Below are 25,509 nucleotides of genomic sequence, written 5' to 3' on the forward strand. Positions count from 1 at the left end.
AGCCATTACTCCTTGTCCGGATCTGGCATTTCGTCAGCCCCATACGCATCGTCATACACATTAGCCGTGCCATCAGCCATGGCGGCTTTAAAGCCTGGCTTGCTTTTCTGGTCCTGTTTGATCTGCAAAGCGCTTGCCTGCCTGCGTTCTTTTTCCTTGCGCAGCTCTTTAATGCGCAGCTGACCACAGGCAGCATCGATATCCGAACCATGTTCCTTCCGGATGGTGACCTGAATCTGTTCTTTTTTGAGCACATCATAAAACTTCATCGCTTCAGCGCGGCTGACCGGTTGATAACCGTGTTCGTCGACGCTGTTGTATGGAATCAGGTTGACATAGCAGGTGTATGGCCGCAACAGGCGGGCGAGTTCATGGGCATGTTCAACGGAGTCGTTGACGCCTTTGAGCAGAATGTATTCAAAAGTCAGTTTGCGGTTATTTTCTTTGGAATAGTAAGCCACCGCATCCATCAGCTGATCCAGTGGATAGGCGCGGTCAATGGGCATAATCTTGGAACGCAGCTCGTCATTTGGAGCATGCAGCGAAATGGCCAGGTTGTACTGGTAGTGGCCATCCGCAAACTGCTTGATTCTGGGCACGATGCCAGAAGTCGAAATGGTAATATGGCGGCTGCCAATCGCAAGACCGCGGTCATGGTTGGCGGTGAACAAAAAGTTCATGACATTGTCATAGTTATCAAAGGGCTCTCCAGTGCCCATGACCACGATATGGCTCAGACGCTGGCCTTTTTTGTCCAGTTCAGCCTGGACATGCATGACCTGGCCCATCATTTCTCCACTGGTCAGATCCCTTTGTTTTTTGGTCAGACCCGAGGCGCAAAACGTACAGCCCATATTGCATCCCACCTGGCTGGAGACACAGATCGAATTGCCATATTCAAAAATCATCAGGACACTTTCAAGCAGAGCGCCATCCGCCGTCCGAAACAGAAACTTGGTCGTGCCATCGCTGGCAACCTGCTTGCGGACCAGTTCGAGGGGGTTGAAAGTGAAATCCTTTTTCAGCTCTTCACGGGTTTCCTTGGACAGGTTGGTCATCCGATCAAAATCGTAAACCCGCTCCTTGTATAACCACGCAAAAATCTGCTGGGTGCGGAATTTCTTCCACCCTTTGGATTCACACCACTCTTCCATCTGCTTGTAGCTCATATCGTAAATGCTTTTCATTTTTGCTTGTCTCCTTACATTGTGGCCAGAAGAATCTGGATTGCTTATCAAATATTCACTGTTGAGTCTCATTGCCTTCAGTTTAGTCAAATTTGCCTTATTTTCCAATTGAGCCACCAGCCAGGATTCAGACCGTTTTTTTGAAGAAAATCAGAATTCTCAGACACATACAAGTCTGGCCTTATAAGCCTGCCAAGTAAAAAGGCACAGAGCCAAAGGATCTGCACCTTGAAGCAGAGAACAATGCAGCATTTCTTTTTGCAGCACCGGTTCTGATTTCTGGCATCTGTCCAGGGAGTCTATGCCTGTTTTGGTTTCCGGGATTCAATCTGACTTTGATCTTCAAGCTTACGCACCAGTTTACACAAATAAAAGCCGCCATTCGCTTGGGATGGCTCAATGGTCTCTTCCCTGATCTTTTCAAAGCCAGGATGCGTTTCCAAAAAAGCCTCGATTTGCTTTTCATTTTCTTTTTTATCCAGCGTACAGGTCGAATAAATCAGCGTGCCGCCAGGCTTTGTCTGCAGGGCGCCGGCTTCGAGCAGTTCTTTCTGGATCGGCAGCAAAGAATCAATATTGGCCGGACTCAGCCGCAGTTTCAGATCCGGTTTGCGCGAAAGAATGCCAAATCCGCTGCAGGGCACATCGCAAAGCACGACATCATACTCTTCTAAAGGATTGGAAATCTTTGTGGAATCCTGTTTTCGCGCCAATACATCCTTTAGGCCAAGCCGTCTGGCATCCTGTTCAATGAGCTCCACCCGATGTTCATGCAGATCCTGCGCAACAATCTGGGCTTTGCCGCCGCTCATTTCAGCCATGGCCATGGTTTTCGTTCCGGGAGCGGCACAAAGATCAAGAACGGTATCGCCAGCTTTGACATCCGCCCATTTTGCGATTTCATAGCTGCCCGGATCCTGGGCGGAGATTTTGCCTTCCAGATACAGCCAGTCTTTGCCAAACTGACTGCCGGTATAGTTGAACAGACCTGTTTCTTTCGAATCGGGACGTTCCTGCAGTCTTGGACATTTCAGGGCTTCTTCAATCGAATAGCGAAGCGGGTTGACGCGCACGACTACTGGCAGGGTCATATTCGAAGCTTTCGCAAATTTAAAAGCCTGCTGGGGCGAATACTGCTTGATCCAAAGGCGGATCAGCCATTCCGGCAGTGAAGTGGTCAGCGCCAGCGATTTGACGGGATCGGTTGGATATTCAATCGGGTGATCCACGACTTTGCGCAGCACTGCATTGACAAGACCACGCTGGCCTTTGAGATAGCGCGCCGCAATCCGGTTGGCATCATCAATCACCGCATAAGCCGGGACCCGCTTTAAAAAGAGCAGCTGATAACAGGACATGGTCATCAGGATCCCTGTTTTGGCTTCAACCCTGTCATCGGTAAACCGGCTCCAGGCATGCTGGCACAGCGCATAATTCTGCAAGGTGCCATAAAAGATATTGGTGGCCAGATTCCGGTCCTTTTCATCAACTTCCTGCAGATGTTTTTTCAGATACAGATTGGAATACTGATCGTGTCGGATGACATCGACCAGGGCTTTAAAGACCCATTCCCGCACACTGCTCATATTATTCCTCCAGATTCATCGGATGAACGTTAATGTCCATCCGGCATTTTGATGCATTCTTTTCAAACCATAAAGCGCATTTCCACAAAGCGTCGATCAGATGCCCATCCTCTTTGGATTTAATGATCAATCGATACCGGCTCTGCCTGGCGCGCAGCGTAATTTCCGCCGGACCGAGCACTTCCAAGTTCTCCTTTTCCAGGCCCGCCTTGACTTCGAGCGCTTTGGCATAGGCCCGCTCAGGATCTTCATGCCGGATGATCACCGTAGCCAGATACACATAGGGGGGATAATTGCCTGCATGCCGAAAACTCATCTCCCGCCTGAAAAAAGCTTTATACGCATGCCTTAAAATACACTGCAAAACAAAGTGGTCCGGGTTGAAAGTCTGGATGATGACTTCCCCTGGCTTGTCTCCCCGTCCAGAACGGCCGGCTGCCTGTTCGGCCAGCTGATAGGCCCGCTCACTGGCCAGATAATCTGGCCGGGAAAGAATGGAGTCAATCGAGAGGATGCCGCATAAAGTAATGTCATGATAGTCAAGCCCTTTGGCAATCATCTGGGTGCCCATCAAAATATCGCCGTTTTGGGCAAACTCAGCCAGCAGTCTTCCGTGAGCGCCTTTGGTCCTTGTGGTGTCATGGTCCATGCGCACAATCCTGGCAGTTGGAAACAGTGCTGCACTTTCTTCTTCCAGCCGTTCGGTTCCCTGCCCGGTATGGCTCAATGGCCCCGATCCGCAATATGGACAGGTATCAACCATCGGATAGCGCTTGCCGCATACATGACAGACTAAAGCATGCTCGCCTTTATGGTAGGACAAAGGCACATTACATTCTGGACAGCGCAAAAACTCATGGCAGGCCTGACAGCGCACAGTCGGTAAATACCCGCGGCGGTTAAGCAGGATCATGGATTTCTGCTCCAGAGCCAGCCTTTTGGTGACGCCCTGGATCAGATCTGATGAATAGTTACAGTACGTCTGCGCGCGTTTGAGATCAACCAGCCTGATTCTGGCATCATGCCCGCTGGCCCGCACCGGAATTTCCGCCAGGCCATAGACCCCTTTCATCGCTCTGGCATAACTGTCAAGACTTGGGGTAGCGGAGGCTAAAATCAGCTTGCACTCATGCGCTTTTGCGCGCAGCATGGCGGCATCCCGGGCGTGATAGCGGGGCGCTTTATCCTGTTTATAGCTGGTGTCATGTTCTTCATCCATGATGATCAGCCCCAGGTTTCTCAACGGCAGAAAGACAGACTTGCGCGTGCCAATGACAATGCACGGACCCGCCTGTTCAAGGTTTTTCCAGACTGATACCATTTCGGAATCCGAAAGCCGGGAGTGGCAGGCATACACATCGACATCAAACCGGGAGGCAATCCGCTCTTCCATCATTGGTGTCAGGGAAATTTCCGGCACCAGAATCAGCACCTGTTTTCCCTTGTCAAGGGCCTCTTTGGCCAGGTGGAAAAAGACCTCGGTTTTGCCTGACCCCGTGACCCCATGCAGCAGGACAACCTGCTGTTGGGCCTGATGGATGGCCTCCAGGGCATTTTTCTGATAAACATTGAGTTCGGGCCAGGGCTGCAAAGGCCGGCGCGGGAGGGTTCCATGATTCAGGATCCGTTTTTCTTTGATCAAAAATCCCTGCTTGACCAGACTGTTGATCCGATAGTCCGAAAACTGCTCCTTGGCCGCTTTCAGGGTCATCTCTTCTGGCATGGCCTGCAGGGTTTCTTCTAACAGGGGAGTCAGTTTTTTGCGGCTGCCGGCAGCCGGCTGACTGGTCTGCCCATCGGCCGAAGCCTCTGCCATCAAAGCAGGCTGTCCCTCGATTGGCACAATCTGGTCAGTTTGCATGCTTTTGGCTGTCTGCTCGGCTTTTCGAACCCAGAATTCATAGGCAAATTCGGGCTTGGTGGTGCGGGCATCGAGGGCATTAGGCAGCATGACATGAATCATCGCCATCATCGGCGAGACTGTCTGATAGGCCATCCTGGCGGCCAAATCCATCTGTTCCTGATCCAGAACCGGCTGATCATCCAGCACTTTGAGAATTTCCTTGATCTTCTTTCGGGGGGTATCTGGGTTTTGCGCAGGCTTAATGACCAGTCCCGTCAGTTTCTGAGGGCCAAACGGAACGAAAACCCGGCAGCCAGGCTGGACGGGTTTGGAAGAGGTATAGGTAAAGGTGCGCGACAGAGCAATGGTCGGATGTTCGACCATGACTTCATAGTCGTACATCCTAGGCTTCAGACTCCATTTTTTCGAAGTAAGGTTTCAGGTTTGCATCTGGGTCTTTATACGGAATGATCCTGCCCTCTTTGGATGTGGCAACAACCGTCAGACCTGGCCCATGGCCGGAAGTAAAGGAATCAGAATGAACAACGACGCCAATGGTTACCGCCCCTTTTTTGTAATGCGGGCCATAGGTGCTGTCATGATCAAGGACAGCAACAAAATCACCAAAGCGAAGGTCATTGAGACCAAACTGTTCGTTGGCTTCTGGATCCTGAGTCATGATGTCATAATCACCGGACATCATGGTCGAAGAACCAAGACCGCTGCCCATTAAGAAGGCTGGAATCACCGTAACAACCGGGAAGTGCACATTGCCTTCTTCATCGATTTCAAGATCCATGGCCTCTAACAGATTGGGATCGATATTCATCCAGAAAACGTCTGGGGCTTCTGGCGTTTTTAATCCCTGGCCAAGGGTGCGGATCAGAAAATTTTCAGTTCCTTCCATTTGATCCAGGTCTTCTGGATCAAAATACGCCATGCAGTGCTCAATGCCGCCATGCGTTCCCGTTACCCGGCCTTTGGCTCCTTTAGCCGGGCCAGAAATGCAGGTGACCGGGTTGCCGATGCAGGAGAAAGTCTGTACGGCTGCATTTTTGGCACTGTCAGCGTTGGCCATGGAAACCCCTGGTTCCACATGGTCGCCAGCCAGATTCATGCATTTGTCGCCAATCGCATGCGAATAGGTGATCCCGCCAACCGCAATGGTAATCCGGGCCCGGCCATCATAGCCGCCGCGATACTTTGGGCTTGCGGGATGATCCACGCTGGCATTGACAGCCATTTCAACTAACTGATCACGATTCATTTCCATAGTGAAGTTCCTCTCTTTCTTGTTTGTCTTTCCTTTTGTCTGGTCTGTCTGCGGGTATTTCTTGTTTACAGACAGCACTTTAATTCTGAATGACTCGATCTGCTTTCTGCTCAAGGCTTCCAGCGTTTTTCCTTTGCTGGATTTCTTCTGGCATTCTTCTGTGATTTTACTTTCTCGTTTCTGGATCCTGACGTAAGGAATGGGAGTCTTGCGTGATTTAAGCGAATCTTTATGTCATTTTTAAAATCTTTCAGTTCTGGTATTTTGATCTTACTCACTTTCCTTTACACTCGATACATGCAAAGGATCAATTCCATATTCACGCGTCCAGGCAAAGCCAAAAACGGCTGCCGCGCTGACACTGTCCAGAGCGTTTCTGAATTCGCGCCCATAAGGAATATAAATATGTTGATCTGAAGCATACAGAATGCGTGAACTCAATCCCCGCATTGCTCCGCCAATCGCCAGCAGCACATCTTCTGGTAAGGTGGTATCGAACAGGCTGATGGCGCCATCATCTCGGGCAGCCGCATAAATCGACCGTCCCTGAATCTGGGCAGCACGGATGAGCTGTTCGTCTTTTTCAATCGTCACGATGGGCAGTCTTTCCCACGCGCCGGCAGAAGAGCGAAGCAGAATTGAAGTTGCACTCGACCAGTCACGCTTCTGGATAATCATCAGCGAAGCTCCAGCTGCATAGAGGGAGCGGGCGATGCTGCCAAGATTATACGGATCTTCTACGCCGCTGATATAGACGACAAGGCCATTCAAGGGGATATTCTCTTCTAAAGAAGGCAGTTTGCGGCTTTCGGTTCGAAGAATGACGCCGCCATGAGCGGGCGCTAAGGCATCCATCTCTTCTTTGGAAGACATGGTAACGGGAATGCCTTGCTTTTTGGCAATGGCAATCAGATAACCAATGTCTTTCGATCGTTTTTTAGGGTTTACCAGCAGTTCAAAAGCCTTGCGTTTATGGCATTCAAGAACTGCTTTAACGGAAATTGTTCCGGAAATAATTGTGTCCATAGGACTATTTGAGCCTTTTTCAAACGGACTTGTCAAGTGACAGTCCTGGAAGGATCAATAAAGAAACAAGGGGTTAAAAAATGAAATTTGATTTAAAAAATCCCATTCAGCGCAAGATCTTCATTTACTCGACTTCGCTGATTATCGGAATTATCGCTTTTCTGATTCTGACACGGGTCAATGATCTGATCCACTTTCTGGGAACTGTCGTTTCTCTGCTTGCACCATTTCTGATCGGATTCGGGCTGGCCTTTTTACTGGATGGGCCGGTTAACTGGATTTCAAATCGACTGATGAGTTTTGGAATTCTGGAGAAAAAGGCTCGATCGATGTCGATTCTGATCGTTGTCATTCTGTTTATTCTGTTTATTTTCTTCACCTTCTGGGTCATGATTCCATCCCTGCTGGATTCCATCCGGGTATTTGTTTCCAACTTTTCAGGCTATTCAAGGTCTTTTGAAGCCAATCTCGAAAAGCTCGCCGTCAAATACAATCTGGATGTTTCGGCGATTGTCACCTACCTGCAAAGCCTGGATCTTGCCGGCATGCTTCGCAACTATGTGCAGTCTTCCATGACCAAAGTGATGTCCTACTCCATGAATGTCATCCACTGGACAGCCAATCTGGTGATCGCGATAGCGGCAGCTGTCTATATGATTATGGATAAGGAAAACCTCCTCCATGCCGGCAAAGTCATGAGCTATGCCTTTCTGGGCCGGAAAAACGGCAACTTCTTACAGATTTATATGATGGATGCCAAAAATATTTTCCAGCAGTACATTGTCGGCAACATCATGGACTCCGTCATTGTCGGATTCATCACCTGGTTTGGCTGTACCCTGTTTGGCTTTCCTTACACCCCAATGATTGGTCTGATCGTCGGAATCACCAACATCATTCCCGTCTTCGGTCCGTTTTTGGGTGCCATTCCGGTCTGCCTGCTCTTATTTCTCATTAAGCCAATGGATGCTTTGATCTTTGCGATCTTCATCCTGATCGTTCAGCAGGTGGATGGCAACGTCCTCAAGCCATTGATTTTAGGCGACAAGCTAGGCATCTCCGGCTTCTGGATTCTGTTCTCTGTTTCTGTTGGCGGCGCCCTGTTTGGGGTGATTGGCATGTTTCTGGGCGTGCCCGTCTTTGCCCTCATTTACGAGGGTCTCAAAGACCTGACCACCCTGCAGCTCAAGGACCGGCATCTGGTCATTTCTGACTCAGCCTCGATTGTCGACGATGAAGAAATCGAAAAAATCCCAGATCACTCTTCTTCGCCTGCATCCTGAAACAGGGCAAATTCTCTTCCTTTCTTTGACTTCAAGTCAGCCTGTCATCGGCTGGCTTTTTTCTTTGTCTGGGTGATCGAACCGCAAAAGGGGAGGTCCGTCGATCTTTCCCACTGAAAAGAAAAATATCCTTCTGGTTCTGAAAATATACCCTTCACAGAACCAGAAGGAAAAAGAAAATTTGAATTTTTAAAAAACAGAAATCAGCCTCAGCTGCCAGCAGAGGTCGAATGCGCAAGTTCATGATCGGATTCAGGCTGTGGTTTCCAGACTTTCGCAAAAGCCAGGCATAAGACAATCGTCAGTGCCATATCCGGGATTGTTGAACCCAATGGCGTATCCACATGCATCAGAATCCGATAGGCAATAAAGCCAGTCAGCCAGAGAATCAGGTTTTTCCAGCAGAAGTTTTCTTTAGACCGATCCGTTTTCAAAAGGAAGAAATCGGCAATCTGGATGGCAATCATCGGGGCAAAAACCGAACCGATCAGATACAGAAAGTCAGTAATATCTGTAATAGGAAAACAGATCGCACAAACCATCCCTGCAGCGCCAACAAGCAAAGCGGACTTTTTGACATCCAGTCTGGTTGTCATAGCATTTGCGGAAACACCCGCTGAATAGGCATCCAGAAAGGTTGTCGTCACAGTTGAGAAAACGATGATGACAAGACCGATCACGCCAAGACCGGCTTTGAGAATGATCTGGTCAATATCGTACTGGCCAGTAAAGACTGCTGTTCCCAGGCCGATCGCATACATCCAGATACTGATCAGACCATAGCTGATGGCACTAATAGCGCTGGCTTTGACAGGATGATCGGCTTCCTGGGTATAGTCGCTGATTAAAGGCAGCCAGGAAAGCGGCATGGCAATGGAAAGCTCAATGCCCGCGCCAAAGGACATCACTTCGTTGGCAGAAATTTCAGGTGCGGGATTGCGGGCAATGACAAAGCTCAACACAATCGTCAAAAGAAGCAGGGCCGAGATTGCAATGGTATTCAGCTTGCCAAGATTTTGCAGACCAATCGCAATCCAGAGCAGAATCAGTCCGCCAATAATCAGGCAATAGACCGCATTAGAAACCGGAAAAATTCCCTGGGCAGCCAGGGCCCCATCATAAATCATGATGGCGGTCCATCCGGCAAGCTGCACAATATTCAGAAAGGAAAATAACAGACTTCCTTTGCTTCCAAAACTCGAACGGACACTTTCCATCGCACTTTTATGCTGGCTGCCGCCAATGACACCAGCCAGAAATAACAAAAAGCAGCCCACCAGATGGCCAAGAAGAATAGCAGCCATCCCGCGGCCAAAGCCAAGGGGGGCCAGGGACATTCCGGTCAGGATTTCTGCGATGGAAAGGCCGGCGCCAAACCAGAGCAGAGCGTGTTCGTAGGATTTTTTCATACATCCTCCTGATCGCGCGAAGCAAACTGGCCGGTCAGTTCAAAGCCATGATCAACTGGTCCATGCGATCTTCCCAGATCCAGTCCGGCTTCCAGTGCCCCAGAAAGATACGCTTTGGCCCGCTGAATGGATTGTTCCAGACTGTATCCTTTTGCCAGATTGGAAGCAATCGCACTCGAAAGCGTGCAGCCCGTTCCATGGGTGTTGTCAGTATCAATCCGGCGGCCTTCAAACCAGTGCAGGGTTTTGCCATCAAAAAGCAGGTCATTGGCCTCATGAATCGCATGGCCGCCTTTGACTAAGACAGGGGTGTTCCAGCGATCGTAAATGGCTCTGGCCGCTTTTTCCATCTCAGCCTGGCTGGTAATTGAAAAGCCGCAGAGAATTTCAGATTCAGGGATGTTTGGCGTAATAAGACTGGCCAGCGGGAACAGTTGGCTTTGTAAAGTTTCTATCGCATCCTGTTCAATCAGCAGCGATCCACTGGTCGCCGCCATCACGGGATCAAGCACAATATTTTCAGCTTGATGAAATTTGAGCCGCTCGGCAATGGTTTCGATTAAAGGCTTGCTGGAAACCATCCCAATCTTGACTGCATCCGGCCGGATGTCTTCGAAGACCATATCGATCTGATCCGCCAGAAATTCCGGACTCACCGGATAAATACTGCGCACGCCCGTTGTATTCTGGGCGGTCAGTGCGGCAAACGCACTCATCCCATAAACGCCGTTGGCAAGCATTGTCTTTAAATCTGCCTGTACACCAGCGCCTCCGCTGGAATCCGATCCAGCGATTGTTAATGCTTTAAACATATTTTCCTCCATGTATGCATTCTTTTTTTAAGCGATCCAAGGCGGTGCCCTCAATGAACCGCTGCTCATACGCCCTATCCAAGGCGAAAATGAACTGTAACCTAAAAGCAACTCAAACAACCATTTCCTGCCAGGACTTCTTTTCAAGGCAGTCTGGCTTTGTGATCAGCTGTTTGCGCTTTTGGTGGCTTTGATGGCTGGTTCTTCTGTCTTTTTGGCATTACTTTGCCTGAAGGTCCATTCCATCGAGTTTTGCGATCAGTTTCTGGCAGGCTTTCGTGATATCCGGCTGACCAAAAATGCCATGAATAATTGCCGGCCCAGCCATCCCGGTCTTTTCCAGCTTGGGCAGGGTATTCAGATCGATCCCGCCAATTCCAACCACTGGGATCGGGACAGATTTACAGATGGCTTTGAATGTCTCAATGGGCAGTGTGGTGACATCAAATTTGGATGAAGTGGCAAACAATGCCCCGCTTCCCAGATAATCAGCACCATCTTTCCACGCTTGCACGGCTTCTTCAACTGAATGGGCGGAAATGCCAATGATCAGATCGCCGGCTTTCTGGCGGGCGGTTTTTAAGTCCAGATCTTCCTGACCCAGATGAACACCATCGGCATGGACTTCCAGAGCAATATCGAGATCATCATTGATGATCAGCGGCACATGATGCCGATGGCAGACTTGGGCCAGTTCTCTGGCTGCATTTAGGAAGATCTCTCGATCCTGATTTTTTTCCCTGAGCTGAATGCAGGTTGCTCCACCCGCAATTGCCTGTTCAACTTGTTGGGCCAGGCTGAGTTCTGGGTGGGCATCGGGATCAGTCAGGGCATAAAGCTTTAATGTTTCCGGAAAAATTCGCATTCAATTTCGCAGCAGGATCGAAACAGATCCATTCAGGGAACTATTTTTTCGATCCTGTCACTCTTCCTCCTTTTCATACGATGGGCAAGGATACCCCATCCAGATTGCAAAGCAGTTTGGGTGGGGCATTGACTTTTTATCCTTGACTTTGGGTCAGGTATCCGCCTGTTTTCTTTCAAGCCTGCGTGTATTTCGCTTCAGGCCTGAAGTCGGCACTGGTTCAGTCCGCCTGATTCTGGATGGATGCACAAGAGGATCAGAATCAGGCCGATCTCCTTTCTGGCCAATTTCAGGCGGCTGCCTATTTTGCCGGATCAATCGTGTATTTCGCCTGGCTTTGTAACGTATCAGGCTTTAGGGTGCTCAAAGCATCCAGCAGGCCAACCGCAAAGCTTCCGCTTCCCTGTCCGGGCTGGAGTCTGGATCTGGCCAGTTCGCCGCTGATGGACATACTCATGACTGCCCAGGCACACGCATCCAGAAGCTGATCTCTGAAAACGCAGCCCATCGCAGCTACCATTGTCGTCAAGGCGCAGCCGGTTCCGGTGACTTTGGAAAGCATCGGTGTTCCGTTTTCGATTTTGATGGTTGTTTTGCCATCGGTCACATAGTCGGTTTTGCCGCTGCATACAATCACAGCCGATGTTTTGCGGGCCAGTGCTTCAATTTCGCGGACCAGACCGGTCTGATCCAAGTTGGATGCAAGAAAATCGCCAGTGGGCCGCTTTTCATCGTTTTCTTTTCTGGCATCAACACCTACATTGATATAGTCTGCATGGACAAGAGCCATCAATTCTGAATGATTCGCCCGGATGATTGCCGGATGCAAAGTTTCAATGACCTTTGATGCAAACTGTCGGCGAAAATCGGAACCGCCGCAACCGCATGGGTCCAGAACAATGATTCCGCCATGTGCATTCATTGCCTTGCCAGCTTCGAGCATGGCCTCCGTTTTGGCCAAAGAGAGCTGGCCTAAATTCAAAACCAGCGCATCACTGCCTGAACTGATCTGGGCTGCTTCTTCGATGGCCTGGGCCATGACCGGTCGTGCGCCGATGGCCAGCAGGACATTGGCACACAGATTGATACTCACCGCATTGGTAATTGTATGAACCAGCGGGCTGCTTTCTTCAAGTCTCTGGAGCAGTAAGGCGGGCTGAAGTTTAAGCTGGTGCTGGATTTCAAGATTGGATCTGGATGACATAGGAAAGGCTTCTTCTTTCTTTACAATTTGCTTCCTTTTTCTCATTCTTCTTTTTTCATGAATTTGCCTGTTATTGCATTGCAGCTCTTAGTTTTGAAGGCTGGCCTGGGCTCTGGCGATCACGCCGGCTTTTTGCAGGGCAATGAGGACGACAAAAGCAATCATTGCGCCAGCGGCTGTTGAAATCAGGAATGGGATGACGTAGACATAAAATGCGATTGTCCCCGCATTCTGCCCCATGAGAAATACTGCGACTGGATAGGCACAAAGTCCGCCAAGAATACTGGTTCCAAAGACTTCGCCAATTAAAGCGGAAGAAATAGTCTTAAATCTGCGATAGAGAAGTCCCGAAAGCAGAGCACCAAACATACTGCCGGGAAAAGCCATCAGTGAACCCAGTCCCGTAGAGACCCGAATCAGGCTGGCACAGAAAGCAATGCCCACACTGTATCCCGGGCCAAGCAGGACGCTGGCCAGAATGTTGACCAGATGCTGGATGGGTGCGCATCTTGAGCCGAAAATCGGGAAGGAAAATGTGCTTCCTGCTACTGCCAGCGCGCAAAGCAAAGCAGCCTGGGCCAGTTTTCTTACGTTTGTCTGTTTCATTTGTCTTTTCTCCTTCTTCGACGCCATCGTCGATCATTGTCGGTCAAGACTTAATGGTCTTTTCTCAAGCCAGACACATGGCCTCCCTCGCAAAAAGCTACAGATCCAGGGGGCTCGCCCTCAATCCGCCACGCTGCATCCTCCGTGGATGAAATAAAAAAACAGAAGAGGCCTGGATGCGTCTTCTGTCGTCGTTCGATCTTTCGCTTCCTCCGTCGGCATTATCCGCATCAGGTTTAAGGGTCGAAGGTTCCACCTTCCTCTCAGCCTGTTTACAAGCTCCCCTGTTTTCTTTTTCGTCATGATTATAGCTCAGTATGCATTGCCGTGCCCAGTATTTGGGAAAATGATGGTGTTTTTGTCAAAAATATTTCCAAAGAGCGGTTTCTTTCTTCACTTCTCTGATCCTGCCCTCTCAAATCAACGGAAACAAAGAAGGATAAATTTTCATTTTTGATCAGTTGCAAAAAGAAGAGTCTGGCGATCATAAGTAACATTCTCCAAAAATCCATCGCCAGTCCTGAAAAACCTGCATGGATCAGACCGGCTCATGTATACTAAGAGAGCCAGAAAACGCTTGTATTTAATTTAAAAAATCTTATTTCGAATTGTCTTGCCGATCGAAACAAGCAGAATCAAGAAGGAGAAAATCGTATGGCCAAGAAAACCAAAAGCAAAAAGAAAAAACAATCTTCCGTTCAGGTCTTTTTGAAGAAAATGAATATCCAGAAGGAAGAAGTCCACCCTTCCGATACTCCAATCCTTTCTAAGTATAGTCGTCTGATGGGTACCGGATCAGAGATCCAGGATCTGTTTTACTCCAGCTTTCATGGTATGGACGAAGACGTTCCTGACCAGGACAAGATGAATCTTCCAAAAAATCCGAATGCATCCCAGGCTGATCATCCAGATCAAAACCTGACTCAGGATTTTGAAGAGGAAACATCTGGCGATCTTTTTGACTATCTTCGAAACACTGGAGATCCAGAAATTCTCGAACTGCTTAAAGAAGATGATGATGAATTCGATGAAGCTGAGACCGAGGATGCAGTTGATGACGAATTCGAAGACGACGATTACGAAGACGACGACGAAGACGACGACGATTACGAAGACGACGACGATTACGAAGACGATTTTGATCATGATTATTATGAAGAAGAATTTAAACAAATGAGATTATACGATGCTGTTGATACATTTATGGAGACCTCCGTTAATCTTTCAAGAGAACTTTATGAAGTGAATGGCGAAAAAATCAGAACAATCCTGCTGCCCTATCTCGAATGGATGAGCAGGCATAAACAGCAGCTCAATGGCAAAATTCTTTGCATTGGGGAGTATGGATTTCTGAGTGCTTTCTATCTTGCAGCCAATCATCCTTTCTCAAAAATTTTCTGGAAAGGCGAAGATGAAGCGAGTGAGGCCGTTCAACTTGGTCTGGAAGAACTCCTTTTCGTTCAGCTTCCTTCGGTAATGCACGGAGTGGAGAATCTGAACTATCTGATAGCTGGAAGTGAAGAAAAAGAAGGCCCTTATGATGTCATCCTCATGGAAAGTCAACAGCAGCCCTGGTTTGCGCCAAGACTCGATGATAAAGGTCTAGTAGGCCGTTTTTTAGATACTTTACTGCAACAGATAACGGAACGGACAATGGATAAAGAACTGAATGAGACTGAGAAAGAACAACTGGAAGAACTCACTCAAATCATGAAAGAAAAAATTACGGATATCGAAAAGACGAATAATGATCATGATATTACCAAAGAACAGCGAGAAAGCCGAGCCAAAGTCATGGCTGAACGAGCCCGCCGGCTGTTAAACCCCGATGGCCTTCTAGTCAATATCGAATATGCACCAACCTCCCAGGCCCTCGATGACTGGGCGGATGAGTTTTCTAAAAATGGACTTGAAGCGCTCGACATTGAGAAAAACCAGCCTGTTGAAAGTACAGAATATCCGGGATATATGAGTATCCATACCTACCGCACCCCGGCTCTGGCTGACGCTAAAGAAACAACAGAAATCCAGTCTCTGCCAAGTGTTGGTACAAATCCAGAAAATCCTGATGAACAAAATATGTCCATGGTAGAGCTGGTTACGATGCTTGGATCTTTGCTGGAGGTGTATTGATTTTGCTTGAGCCAATCAAATCAGGACAAAACAATTCCCTCAATTCGTAGAGGGCAACCCGCAAAAAACAAGGAGGCTTGGCAAAGTCTCCTTGTTTTTTTAATTCAGTCCTCAGACTGTATGGATCAATTTCAGTTCAGGTTTACTTTTCAGCTGCTTTGTTTCTTTTGTTTACCATTACTCTGTAAACGAAGAAGGCCAGGATAAATGTGAGATATCCAGTAACAGCCGCAATCAGGAAGATTGTATCTGCACCTTCAGTCAGACCACCAATACCTTCATGAGCAAGACGCAGGCTGTCCCAGGCAAATCCATCAACGCAAGCCGAAATAACGTTCGACAGGGAGATTGCAAATCCGACCAGCGAAGTACCGATACCAATATCGGCTTTGGTCAGAAGCTGCTGGGCGGCTGGGGTTGTGCTGACAGCACGGAAGGAATCAGCAATACCGGTTAAGGTAATGCAGACAATTACAAACCAGACTGGCATATGCACACCAAACCATACCAGGAACGTAAAGCATACACCTAAGCAGATACCGGTAATACTTAAGGAAGTAGCGGTTCTCTTGGCAATGTTTTTAGTCAGCCAGATTCCAATGAAGGATGGCAGAATCAGCTGAACGATTGTACGTGGCAGCTGGAAGATACCAATGACAGATTCTTCAGTATGGGTGATCTGGCGCATAGCCTGCGGCAGATAAGAGTTCATGGCGGTCATGTAGAAAACAGACAGGAAAGTGATGACCAACAGCATCGTATACTCTTTGTTTTTGAACAGATACATTGGAATCAGTGGCGAAGAGACTTTCTTTTCGACCATGATAAACAGGACCAGACAGATAATGCCCAGAACCAGTCCACCCCAGATCATTGGATTTCCAAAGCCCATCGATGGTGCAAAGGTTAATGGAATGCAGATGAAGATCAAAGTCAGGCTCAGTAAGATAACCCCTTTAACATCCAGTTTTACCGTTGCAGATTTTGGCTGCTGTGGCAGATTTGGCAGGCAGAGAGCCATGGATGCAACCAAGAAAATTGCTGGCCACAGAACACCGATTGTCAGCATTCCGTTTGCACTCAGAATATTGGAAAAATAGCTTCCGGCTAAAGATCCAACAGCAAGGGAAATCGTTAAATAACCCATGATTTTTGGAACATCTTTCGGTGCCACAACCATTGGTGCCATCAGGTATGGTGCGGTAACAAAAGCGCCCATGCCCAAAGACATCAGGAATCTGACAATCAAGAATAAAAATTTATTGGATGCAAATGGCAGGATCAGGTTCGTGATCAGGCAAAGTGCTCCACCGTACAAAATGACTTTTCGAACACCGTAAATATCGACCAGACGGCCTCCGATTGGAGTCATGATACAAAGCGCAACGGTCGAAATCGTTGTGATCAGGGAAAACATATCGATTGCATTGATTTTTTCAAGCATTGGTCCCTGGATAAAGCCAAGGGACATACCGGAAGCAGCAATGAAGAAGATCAGCAGGACGGAGCCGAGCGTGATCATACTGGACTGTTTCTTGGTAAATCCCTGAGCAGATGTTTTAGCTTGAGATTCAGCCATAAAGTAATTACTCCTCCTTACGGGCGGATTTCCGCTTTTTTGTCTTATTTCAAAGGGAAATTCACTTGCTATGGTTATATTAGCAAGGCATTAAGACAATCTCATTCCATTTGATCGATCTTTGAAAGAACGCCAATTTCGAAACTTTGTCTTATAATGCCCAAAAAAAATGTGACTTTATCTGATAGCCATTTCTCCCTTGACTTTCCATTGTTTTGCCCTTTGCTGACTTTAGATTATGGTTAGATCGAAACAAGACCTGCTTTCAGTATGGCATCATCCTCTAAAATGAACAGGCCATAAATAAAATGAGGGTTTCACTCATCGAAACTTCTAGAAAGCTTCTCAAAGCCAAACCCTCAAATCTCTGTTTTTGACAACTCAGATCTCTTGAACACTTTTCACCGAATGCCCGCTCAATCTTCCCTACTCTAAAACGGATCGAGTTTCCTCCTTCTTCTGCCTGTTGCTTAACTTATCCAGATGGAACGATCTTTTTTAGCTCCGATCTCGAAATGATATTTTGCAATGCCAAGATCAATATCCGAGTAAAAGCCGCCAGTTGTCTTTGCGGTTGCCTGGTCGCCATCCAGACTAAACTGGAATTTCTGCTGATTGACAGCTGTCGGGGCAAGCATGACTGCTTTCATGCCGTTGACAAACCATTCCGGCTTTTGAGCTATATGGCAAAGATCATCCATTGGCTTAGACTTATGTGCAATGCCCTGAGTCGTACCATAGCTATTGCAATGACGCAGACCAGCTTTTCATCGGGTCCAATTTTGACATTTTTCTTTACTGCACCTTTACTCATGGTCAGGGCCACCCAACACGTATTCAATCCGAGCTGCTGCGCTTTGAGCACCACTTTCTCGCCATAATAACCACATGTTTCTTCCAGATTGCTGCTCTTCTTTCCGACCAGCACAATGTAGTTTCGTACTCCAGAAAACTTTCCGTAATGCGCCATGAATCCGTCAAATGCTTTTGGCTCATTTAAAACCAGCTGCATGTCCAGTCCGCTATCCTAGTTGCATTTTTCAATCCAGGCCTGCAATTCTTCTTTGACTTTTCCTTCAATCGGCTCATCGCGATAGGAACGAACCGAATGACGTTGTTCAATGGCTTCCATTAGATCCATATACTTCCTCTTTCCTCCAGAAGGCACCAGTCCAATGAATGATGCGCCTTGATTCTTCTTGACTATCAGTTCTTTGCTTCTGATACTTGCTCCTCAGAAATCTTCATCACTGCCATCAGGAACGGCTTTTATCATAGGTCGGATATTCAGGAGCAGATCGATAATTGTTTCTGTTTCATCTGATCCGAGTCAAGGCTGCATCGCTTTGCCGACCATCTTATTGACGATCAGCCTTGATTCGTTTTCAGCAATCCATGCCACAGTCTGTTGCCATTTCGACGAGCTGGCGTTCATGGGTGACATCATCATAAAACCGATAGCCGCCCGCAAAATTAAAACAGTCAAAGCCGTTGCCTTCCAGAATCCGGCAGGCAATATAGCTGCGCAATCCGCTCTGGCAGATGACATAAACTGGTCTTGATGGGTCGATCTCATTCAGCCGGTTTCTGAGTTCATCCACCGGGATATTCAGGAAGCCCTCAATATGGCCGCTGCTGTATTCCTCTGGAGTCCGGACATCCAATCGGGTGATATGCGGATTGTGCCTGATCGCATCCAGATCGGACAGGTGCCATTGTCTGAGAATGCCATCCTGAATATTTTCGATCATGAAGCCAGCCATATTAACTGGATCTTTAGCCGAAGAATAAGGGGGCGCATAGGCAAGGTCCAGATCTTTGAGATCTCCCGCGTTCATCTTGTTATGGATGGCAGCAGCCAGTACATCTATGCGTTTATCCACACCTTCATAGCCGACGATCTGGGCGCCCAGGAGTCGATAGGTTCCCTTTTCAAAAACAACTTTCATGGTCATGACTTTGCCGCCTGGATAATAGCCGGCATGACTCATTGGCGAAAGGATGACTGAATCCGCATCCAGGCCGGCTTTACGGGCGTTGGTTTCATTCATGCCCGTTGTTGCAGCGGTCAAATCAAAGACTTTCAGAACACTGCTTCCCTGGGAACCCATAAAATGGCTGTCCTTGCCGCAAATATTATCTGCTGCAATCCGACCCTGTTTATTGGCCGGACCGGCTAAAGAGATCAGTGCATCCTGACCGGTTACTGCATGTTTAACCTGGACGGCATCCCCAACCGCATAAATATCCGGGATTGAAGTCTCCATCTTGTCATTGACAACAATACTGTTCTTTATCCCCAACTCCAGACCGGCCTCTTTGGCCAGCTTGCTGTCAGGAGTGACGCCGATGGCCAGGATGACCATATCGGCATGGATCGGGTTCTGGTCTTTGAGCAGAACATCCACACCATTTTCTTTTTTGACAAAGCCTTCAACCGTATGACCGAGTGCCAGTTTGATGCCATGGCGGCGCATTTCGGCCTGAATCAGGGCAGCCATATCTGGATCAAACGGATTCATAAGCTGTTTTGGACGCTGGACAATGGTCACATCAATGCCCAGCTCCCGCAGGTTTTCCGCCAGCTCCAGACCGATAAATCCACCACCGGCAAGAACGACTGATTTTGGATGATGAGTATCGATGTAGTCCTTGATGCGTAAAGTATCTTCGACTGTTCGCAAAGTGAACAGCTGATCGGCATCCATGCCAGTGAGTCTTGGCAGAACAGGTTTGGCTCCTGGTGAGAGCAGCAGTTTATCATAGGGTTCTTCAAACTGTTCGCCCGTTTCCAGATCGGTTACTGAAACAGTTTTACGATCCGGATGAATGGCTGTAACTTCATGGCGGACTTTCATGTCGACCTGAAAGCGCCGTTTAAAACTCTCCGGACTCTGGAGAGTAAGATCGTGCGGATCCGTAATGACATCCCCAATGTAATAGGGCAGTCCGCAGTTTGCATAAGAAATATAGTGGGAACGTTCAAAGACCATCACCTTTGCATTTTCATCGAGTCGGCGGATTCGGGCAGCAGCGGTCGCCCCGCCAGCTACGCCTCCGACAATTACTACTTTCATTTTTTTCTCCTTTTCTGATCTAAGAATCGGATCTTCCATCAGAAACAATCAAATCCTTTTTGATTCGACTTGGATAAGACAAGCCAATATTGTTCTGATTAAACTTGAGTAAGACAAAACAAATTATAAATGGGATTCTTTTTTGAAGGAATCCCATTTTGTTGCGACATTCTGCTTTCTTCAGTTTTTTGAGAGCACTCTCATAAATTCTAGGAGGAATCTGAATAAATTATTAACTAATTATTAATAAAATATTAGCTAAGCGGCTTTTATTAGTTCTGTCTTTCTCAAAGAAAGTTTTGAGAAGTCAGTTTCAGTCGATCTGAAAAAAAGGCCGCATTAAAAAAAGTAGGAATACTAGTTTGTTTTTTCACACTAATTATTAGCTGCCTTTTCCTCTTTTAACCAGGCATCTGTATGAATGTTTACACATACAAGAAAGGTTACAAATGATATCCGGCGCTGAGTACGTGTTTTCGTTTTGTGGAGACCGTAATCATTCAGACAACGATTGTTGACTCGCTCACAGCTTGTCCGATTGTTATAAACTGTCTTCCACTCTTTGGTTCCATGCTTCTGCATAGCCCTTTCTCTGGCACTGTTACACTTCAGGTAGACGGAGAGGCCATAGGTACCTTTTGAACATTCGTCACGATGGGAGCACTCCGGAATTCGCTTCATAACATACGGACAGCGATATTTATAGGCATTATGTGTTTTGTCAAAACCAGTACAGTACATCTCTTCGCCTGATTTGCATATTGGCTTGCCGGTAGAGGAAATGGTTACGCTGCCTTTTTCGGTTCCTTTTCCTCTTCTTTTATTGAGGTCGATAACGGGATTGATAGACCAGTTTTCGCACAGCTGAAAAGTCGCTTCATTATCACTGGCGCTGTCCAGACAGAGATGAGTAATGTTTATGTTCGGATATAAGTGCCTGACCTGGTTTATTGCTTTAATCGAAATGGTTGAATCGTGTTCTCTGGCAGATTCGATCATAAAGTGGATTGGCAGATCAATATTTTTATCGGAGTTATGAACAACGTTAAAATAGCCTGTAAAGCCAAAATAGTAATCTCCCTTATCACTGTCAAAACCAATACTGGCATCAGGATCAGAATAACGACGAAGGGTATCAAATTTTTCGGTTCCAGTGTATTCTAATAGATGATGACCTCTGTTGTTTGCGTGAACATAGACAGCGGTTCCATCACCCGAAAGAATGAGATTACCCGGATCGATCAGGCCCATTGCGATAGATGGTTCCACCGCAATTTCTTTAAAGAGAGCTTGAAGAATCCTGATAGACCTTTCTGGGTCAATCTCGCCCATTTGAGCCTGAATCGCCAGGGAGGTTGTCGCCCCGGGAGGATTCAGGTTCATTTTTTCTCCCTTTCTGGTTGGATTTGGTGTCCCGGACTGATCAATATCAGAATCTGGAGGACTGGCAGAGTTTTTTGGCTTTCGTCCCGGCTTGCCTTTTGGCTTTTTAGCTTTCTTAGGCTTATTATTCTTTCCTGCGGGAAGGATGTTCACAGAAATATCCCACAGATAAAGTCGATCCATTAAGGAATAATAGGTCCCGACTGCTGGGTTGCGTCCACTGATGCCGCAAAGTACCCGGAGTAAAAAGTCGTACTCAAGGCGGTCATGCCATAACTGAATACTGGTTTCCTGGAAGTGATACATAAGAATCAGAGAACGAATAAGCATCCGTGGATCGGCAGCAGGTCGCCCTCTGGAGGAATACAGGTGAGAAATCACATCTATAACTGGATCCAGATTAAGCAGAGTGACCTTACCTAAAGCCATGGCGTATGACAGATCGTTAAGCCTGTCAATTTGCGAAGAGTGCATGATGGCTATCCGGCCATTCAGATCCTGTAAAAAATCCTGGTGAGTACTAGAAACGGTTAACATCTCGACTGCTCCTTTCTAAAAGTCGTTTTTCTGATCGGCAGGAGCCTGCAGAAAAGTGTTAAGTTTTCAACGCTCAATCCAACACTTAATAAAAAGTTAATATTTGTTCAAATAAAAAATACCATCTTTCGCTTCTGAATGTAGGAAAAACGAAAAATGGTGAATATAAAATCCATGACACCTAAAGGTGTTTCGAATTTATGAGAGTCGTCTTTTGAAGCTGAAAGGATACAGTTACTGATTCATCATGATGTTGACGATCTCTTTATCGGTTTCTCTCATGCCATCCCTGCCAAGTCTTCCGATGTTGCGGATCGTATTTTCGACTCCTTTGGTGACGATGCCATCGCCGCCTTTGAACTCCTGGCCATTCAGATACATGTGGTAGCCAAGAATTCCGGCCTGAACGCTGGACGCAATTTTAGCTGCACAGCTTGGTTTTGCTCCATCGCAGATAATGCCGGATACAATTGCCAGCGCGTTGACCAGGGTATGTTCAATCCCTTCACAATCTGCTCCATATAAATAGGCAATTCCACAGCCTGCCGCACATCCGGCGCTGACTGCTCCACAATAGGCTGACAGACGTCCGATTCCGGCTTTTTCATGAATGGCAATCAGGTTGGAAAGAACCAGGGCGCGGTACAGCTGCTCTTTGCTGGCACCAAGGGATTTGGCATATTCAATCACCGGAACAGAGACCGTGATTCCCTGGTTTCCAGAACCGGAGTTGATTACAACCGGAAGTTCGCAGCCGCTCATGCGGGCATCAGAACCGGCTGCGGCTCTGGCAATCGCCCGGTTTCGAACATTATCCCCATAAAATTTCAGCATGGTTGAGCCCACATTGGCACCATACTCATTGCGAAGTCCTTCATCAGAAATAATTGTGTTGTACTCGATTTGTCTGGCGATGACATCCTGGACATCTGCCAGATCACAGGTATTGGCAAAATCATAGATTTCTTCGATGGTCAGAAGGCTCTTATCCGTTAATCCACTTTCTACCGGGTTTTCATTGGCACAGGAATTGTTCTGTTCGTTCACTGTGTTGAGCAGAAGGACGTTATTTTTCTTGATGTAGACGATATTGGTATGGTAATTGATGATTCGAACGATGGCACATTCTGGACCATTATACAAAGCAATCAGGATATCGAAGATGAATCCATTATCAACAGCTTCAACGGAGACAGGAACCGTATTGAGAAATTCGCCCATCTTCTCTTTCTGCTCATCGGTTACCTCAGAAATCACTTCGAGGGCTTTTTCAGCGCGGCCGGCTACAATGCCCGCAACCGCTGCGGATTCAATTCCCTTCATGCCGCCCGTATTGGGTACAATAACGCTTTTTACGTTTTTAATAATGTTATTGCTCACGCCGATTTTGACTAGGTCCGGCATACTGCCAAGTACTTCCCTGGCCTTCGCGGCTGCATAGGCAATGGCAATCGGTTCGGTGCATCCCATCGCCGGAATGAGTTCTTCTTTTAAAATCTGGGTATATGCCTGATAGAGAATGCTTGTGCGTTTCATGCGTTTCGAGACTCCTTTTCTTTTTGCTTCTGGTTGAGAATATCCATTATCGTTTTCTCGGTTCCAATCATGCCTGGAGAGGCAATCTTTCCCATGTTATACATTGTCTTTTCTGGAGTTGTGCCATTGATTCCATGAACATCAAAGACATAAATTCCCTGGAGGGCCATCTTTGCAGCCCGCCATGCTGCATCCACCGCCATGACACCTTTCATTGTGCAGCCCTGGTTTCCGCCATCGCAGATCATGCCGGTAATGCTGCTGGCCATATTGTTAATCGTCTGCTTCATCTGAATCAGACCTCCGCCATGCAGCAGCACCAGCCCACAGGCCATATCGGTTCCAGCCGCTATGGTACATCCGCAGAACGCTGACAGCTTTCCTGAATACTCTTTGATGTACATACAGATCAGATCACTCAGGGCTGGTGCGCGTAACAGCGTTTCGTCATCATAGCCGCTGACTTTTGCGGCTGCGAACAATGGCATCGTAGCAATAATTCCATGGGCTCCAGATCCAGTAACACTCATCGCCGGCTGTGGAAGGCCAAGAACTCTTGCTTCAATGGCCGCACCGCAAAGCAGAGCGGCTGTTTTCTGTTCGTCTTCCGAGATGATCTGGTTTCCATTCTGGGCCAGCAGTTCATAGCGGCTTAACATCGAAGACAGCTCCCGGGTTGCCTGATCGACCGCCTGCCCAGAGAGCAGAAATTCTTTGGGGTCTGGCAGGGTGAATTCATGGCGCGTCTTAAAACTGGTTCCAGCCGCTTTCTTTTTCAGTTCCAGAAAAACGGACGTCGTCGCATCATAAGCAGGTTGGTAAGAGCGAAGACGGACTTGCTGTTTCAGGCCCGGTTTTCCTTCGCAATGGCGCAATAAATCAAGCTGCCTGGTATCAAAATAGATCGAATAGATCGTGCAGTCAAAATAGATGTCTGGTTCAATCTTTGATTGAAGGCATTCAAGCAATTGCTGTTTCTGCTGATCAGTGATCATATATTTCATTTCTTTTCTAATAAACGTTTCCATATCGGAAGATATAGCCTAAATTCCCGCCTTTATACACATGTCCATTAAAGGCCGAATAGTTCCATAATCTGATTCTGTAGACTGGTTGTCTGCAGAGTCAGATTTTTTCTTTTTCCTTCCACGCTGATTTTCTTAAGTTCTCCAATCTCATTCATGATTTCCTGATAGGAATACTTATTGGACCATTTCACTTCTGAAAGCTTCTGACGAATCCAAACAACCAGGATCAATGTCAGAAACTGTATGAATATCCGCCCGTTCATTGTCTCTTCACTGTGGACTCTCAATCGTTTCATATCCATCTGATTTTTCAGGTCATCAAATGACTTTTCAACGCAGTCTTTCTCTCTGTAGATGGTCAATGCTTCTGTTTTATCCTTGATGAAATTACTGGCCATGACAAACCAGCCCACTCTGTTTTTTAGATGGCTTTCGATGGCCGCATCGTTATAGAGAACCTTGCGTCCTCTGACTTTTGTCTCTTTTATGGTGAAATACGTTTCAACGAATTTCTCATCATTTACCTTTTCATCGTTGCAGAGCGCCTGGTAAGTAGTATGCAATTTATGATTGAATGCTTTCTTTTCTCCAGCAGCTTTATCGCTGTCAAAATAAATATGGAGATAGAGACGATGGCCTTCCCATTTCTGCAGCTCTGTTACTCCATAAACCTCATCACCTGCAACACTCACCACATTGTAGTGGCTTTCAATCGTATCTCTGTATTTTTCTACAGCTTCTTTGGCGATCTTACTGGTAAAAGGTACACCTAACGCAAAGTGAAAATGGTCCTTATAGAGAGCCTCCAGGTTGTATAACGAGAAAAATCCTTTATCCATGATCAAAGAAAGCATTTTTGGGGTAATCATCGTCTGGTTCTCCAAAACGGACTTCAGTGCCTTGGTCCTATGTCAAGATTTAGTACAACTAAAATAGAGGTTTCTTATCAGTAGAAGCCCTAACTACTTTTTTTCTGCGGCTTTCCTTTAGCCTTATTTGTTCGTTTTCCGTTTCGCCTATCGGCGACCAGCCTCTGCGGCTGGACTGCACCAGCGTGGCACGCTGGACCGCAGCTCGCTCCGGTGAGGTGTGTGGGACTTTCACTCGTCGCTTGCTCGATGACCATCGTCGCACATTCGGTC

Annotated in this window: 19 protein-coding genes, 1 pseudogene and 1 riboswitch; of the genes and pseudogenes, 2 read left to right on the forward strand and 18 right to left on the reverse strand. The window is 47.3% G+C overall.

Annotation, left to right across the window (positions count from 1 at the left end; all coding sequences use genetic code 11):
• Positions 1-5: 5 nt before the first annotated feature.
• The 5 genes from rlmN to U4956_RS00850 all read right to left on the reverse strand — a co-directional run bounded on the left by rlmN (position 6) and on the right by U4956_RS00850 (position 6,915).
• Positions 6-1,187, reverse strand: coding sequence for a 23S rRNA (adenine(2503)-C(2))-methyltransferase RlmN (gene rlmN, locus U4956_RS00830; protein ID WP_323088295.1), 1,182 nt, complete (start codon positions 1,185-1,187; stop codon positions 6-8).
• A 299-nt stretch (positions 1,188-1,486) separates the two neighbouring features.
• Positions 1,487-2,773: a 16S rRNA (cytosine(967)-C(5))-methyltransferase RsmB gene (rsmB, locus tag U4956_RS00835; RefSeq protein ID WP_323088297.1), complete on the reverse strand. Its 1,287-nt coding sequence runs from the start codon at positions 2,771-2,773 to the stop codon at positions 1,487-1,489.
• A 1-nt stretch (position 2,774) separates the two neighbouring features.
• Positions 2,775-5,018: a replication restart helicase PriA gene (gene priA / locus U4956_RS00840; RefSeq protein WP_323088299.1), complete on the reverse strand. Its 2,244-nt coding sequence runs from the start codon at positions 5,016-5,018 to the stop codon at positions 2,775-2,777.
• A 1-nt stretch (position 5,019) separates the two neighbouring features.
• Positions 5,020-5,889 (reverse strand): DUF4438 domain-containing protein, encoded by an 870-nt coding sequence (locus U4956_RS00845; protein ID WP_323088300.1) that lies wholly within the window; start codon positions 5,887-5,889, stop codon positions 5,020-5,022.
• A 270-nt stretch (positions 5,890-6,159) separates the two neighbouring features.
• Positions 6,160-6,915: an RNA methyltransferase gene (locus U4956_RS00850; RefSeq protein WP_323088302.1), complete on the reverse strand. Its 756-nt coding sequence runs from the start codon at positions 6,913-6,915 to the stop codon at positions 6,160-6,162.
• 80 nt (positions 6,916-6,995) lie between these two features.
• Between U4956_RS00850 and U4956_RS00855 the strand changes: the two genes are divergently transcribed.
• Complete coding sequence (locus U4956_RS00855; RefSeq protein ID WP_323088305.1) at positions 6,996-8,198, forward strand: AI-2E family transporter; 1,203 nt, start codon at positions 6,996-6,998, stop codon at positions 8,196-8,198.
• 209 nt (positions 8,199-8,407) lie between these two features.
• Here U4956_RS00855 and cytX read toward each other — a convergent pair whose 3' ends face one another.
• From cytX to thiW, 5 genes are all read right to left on the reverse strand, one after another.
• Entirely contained in the window at positions 8,408-9,607 is a 1,200-nt protein-coding gene (gene cytX / locus U4956_RS00860; protein ID WP_323088308.1) for a putative hydroxymethylpyrimidine transporter CytX, read from the reverse strand.
• The gene (gene thiD / locus U4956_RS00865) at positions 9,604-10,419 is read right to left on the reverse strand and encodes a bifunctional hydroxymethylpyrimidine kinase/phosphomethylpyrimidine kinase (RefSeq protein WP_323088309.1); all 816 of its coding nucleotides are present in this window, start codon (positions 10,417-10,419) and stop codon (positions 9,604-9,606) included. The genes cytX and thiD overlap by 4 nt, the downstream gene beginning before the upstream one ends.
• A 220-nt stretch (positions 10,420-10,639) precedes the next feature.
• Positions 10,640-11,284, reverse strand: a complete 645-nt coding sequence (thiE, locus tag U4956_RS00870) for a thiamine phosphate synthase (protein WP_323088310.1) — start codon at positions 11,282-11,284, stop codon at positions 10,640-10,642.
• A 301-nt stretch (positions 11,285-11,585) separates the two neighbouring features.
• Positions 11,586-12,488, reverse strand: a complete 903-nt coding sequence (thiM, locus tag U4956_RS00875; protein WP_323088311.1) for a hydroxyethylthiazole kinase — start codon at positions 12,486-12,488, stop codon at positions 11,586-11,588.
• A gap of 87 nt (positions 12,489-12,575) precedes the next feature.
• Complete coding sequence (gene thiW, locus U4956_RS00880) at positions 12,576-13,094, reverse strand: energy coupling factor transporter S component ThiW (RefSeq protein WP_323088313.1); 519 nt, start codon at positions 13,092-13,094, stop codon at positions 12,576-12,578.
• 190 nt (positions 13,095-13,284) lie between these two features.
• Positions 13,285-13,390: riboswitch (TPP riboswitch) on the reverse strand.
• Between the two features lie 358 nt (positions 13,391-13,748).
• Here thiW and U4956_RS00885 point away from each other — a divergent pair.
• Complete coding sequence (locus tag U4956_RS00885; protein ID WP_323088315.1) at positions 13,749-15,227, forward strand: hypothetical protein; 1,479 nt, start codon at positions 13,749-13,751, stop codon at positions 15,225-15,227.
• Positions 15,228-15,369: 142 nt separating this feature from the next.
• Here the strand turns inward: U4956_RS00885 and U4956_RS00890 are convergent, their stop codons facing one another.
• The 8 genes and pseudogenes from U4956_RS00890 to U4956_RS00925 all read right to left on the reverse strand — a co-directional run bounded on the left by U4956_RS00890 (position 15,370) and on the right by U4956_RS00925 (position 25,236).
• Positions 15,370-16,806: an MFS transporter gene (locus tag U4956_RS00890; protein WP_323088317.1), complete on the reverse strand. Its 1,437-nt coding sequence runs from the start codon at positions 16,804-16,806 to the stop codon at positions 15,370-15,372.
• A gap of 470 nt (positions 16,807-17,276) precedes the next feature.
• Positions 17,277-17,507, reverse strand: a complete 231-nt coding sequence (locus tag U4956_RS00895; RefSeq protein ID WP_323088319.1) for a nitroreductase family protein — start codon at positions 17,505-17,507, stop codon at positions 17,277-17,279.
• A pseudogene (locus tag U4956_RS00900) lies at positions 17,486-17,947 on the reverse strand (nitroreductase family protein). Before U4956_RS00900 ends, U4956_RS00895 begins: the two are co-directional and overlap by 22 nt.
• 244 nt (positions 17,948-18,191) lie before the next feature.
• Positions 18,192-19,883, reverse strand: coding sequence for an FAD-dependent oxidoreductase (locus U4956_RS00905; protein WP_323088321.1), 1,692 nt, complete (start codon positions 19,881-19,883; stop codon positions 18,192-18,194).
• A 375-nt stretch (positions 19,884-20,258) separates the two neighbouring features.
• Complete coding sequence (locus U4956_RS00910; RefSeq protein WP_323088323.1) at positions 20,259-21,803, reverse strand: transposase; 1,545 nt, start codon at positions 21,801-21,803, stop codon at positions 20,259-20,261.
• Positions 21,804-22,037: 234 nt separating this feature from the next.
• A complete protein-coding gene (locus U4956_RS00915; protein ID WP_323088324.1) occupies positions 22,038-23,339 on the reverse strand; it encodes a serine dehydratase subunit alpha family protein in 1,302 nt (433 codons plus the stop codon).
• A complete protein-coding gene (locus U4956_RS00920) occupies positions 23,336-24,367 on the reverse strand; it encodes an L-serine ammonia-lyase, iron-sulfur-dependent, subunit alpha (RefSeq protein WP_323088326.1) in 1,032 nt (343 codons plus the stop codon). The genes U4956_RS00915 and U4956_RS00920 overlap by 4 nt, the downstream gene beginning before the upstream one ends.
• Before the next feature lie 44 nt (positions 24,368-24,411).
• On the reverse strand, positions 24,412-25,236 hold the full coding sequence (locus U4956_RS00925) for a transposase (RefSeq protein ID WP_323088327.1): 825 nt from the start codon (positions 25,234-25,236) through the stop codon (positions 24,412-24,414).
• Positions 25,237-25,509: the final 273 nt, after the last annotated feature.

The organism is Allobaculum sp. JKK-2023 (assembly GCF_034745455.1).
Classification (GTDB): domain Bacteria; phylum Bacillota_I; class Bacilli_A; order Erysipelotrichales; family Erysipelotrichaceae; genus Allobaculum.

Coding starts and splice junctions, on each gene's coding strand:
- U4956_RS00915 (WP_323088324.1), bottom strand. CDS start 23,339: ATGAAACGCACAAGCATTCTCTATCAGGCATATACCCAGATTTTAAAA.
- U4956_RS00850 (WP_323088302.1), bottom strand. CDS start 6,915: ATGGACACAATTATTTCCGGAACAATTTCCGTTAAAGCAGTTCTTGAA.
- cytX (WP_323088308.1), bottom strand. CDS start 9,607: ATGAAAAAATCCTACGAACACGCTCTGCTCTGGTTTGGCGCCGGCCTT.
- thiD (WP_323088309.1), bottom strand. CDS start 10,419: ATGTTTAAAGCATTAACAATCGCTGGATCGGATTCCAGCGGAGGCGCT.
- U4956_RS00890 (WP_323088317.1), bottom strand. CDS start 16,806: ATGGCTGAATCTCAAGCTAAAACATCTGCTCAGGGATTTACCAAGAAA.
- U4956_RS00925 (WP_323088327.1), bottom strand. CDS start 25,236: ATGATTACCCCAAAAATGCTTTCTTTGATCATGGATAAAGGATTTTTC.
- priA (WP_323088299.1), bottom strand. CDS start 5,018: ATGTACGACTATGAAGTCATGGTCGAACATCCGACCATTGCTCTGTCG.
- thiE (WP_323088310.1), bottom strand. CDS start 11,284: ATGCGAATTTTTCCGGAAACATTAAAGCTTTATGCCCTGACTGATCCC.
- U4956_RS00895 (WP_323088319.1), bottom strand. CDS start 17,507: ATGGATGATCTTTGCCATATAGCTCAAAAGCCGGAATGGTTTGTCAAC.
- U4956_RS00920 (WP_323088326.1), bottom strand. CDS start 24,367: ATGGAAACGTTTATTAGAAAAGAAATGAAATATATGATCACTGATCAG.
- U4956_RS00910 (WP_323088323.1), bottom strand. CDS start 21,803: ATGTTAACCGTTTCTAGTACTCACCAGGATTTTTTACAGGATCTGAAT.
- U4956_RS00855 (WP_323088305.1), top strand. CDS start 6,996: ATGAAATTTGATTTAAAAAATCCCATTCAGCGCAAGATCTTCATTTAC.
- U4956_RS00905 (WP_323088321.1), bottom strand. CDS start 19,883: ATGAAAGTAGTAATTGTCGGAGGCGTAGCTGGCGGGGCGACCGCTGCT.
- rsmB (WP_323088297.1), bottom strand. CDS start 2,773: ATGAGCAGTGTGCGGGAATGGGTCTTTAAAGCCCTGGTCGATGTCATC.
- U4956_RS00885 (WP_323088315.1), top strand. CDS start 13,749: ATGGCCAAGAAAACCAAAAGCAAAAAGAAAAAACAATCTTCCGTTCAG.
- U4956_RS00845 (WP_323088300.1), bottom strand. CDS start 5,889: ATGGAAATGAATCGTGATCAGTTAGTTGAAATGGCTGTCAATGCCAGC.
- rlmN (WP_323088295.1), bottom strand. CDS start 1,187: ATGAAAAGCATTTACGATATGAGCTACAAGCAGATGGAAGAGTGGTGT.
- thiM (WP_323088311.1), bottom strand. CDS start 12,488: ATGTCATCCAGATCCAATCTTGAAATCCAGCACCAGCTTAAACTTCAG.
- thiW (WP_323088313.1), bottom strand. CDS start 13,094: ATGAAACAGACAAACGTAAGAAAACTGGCCCAGGCTGCTTTGCTTTGC.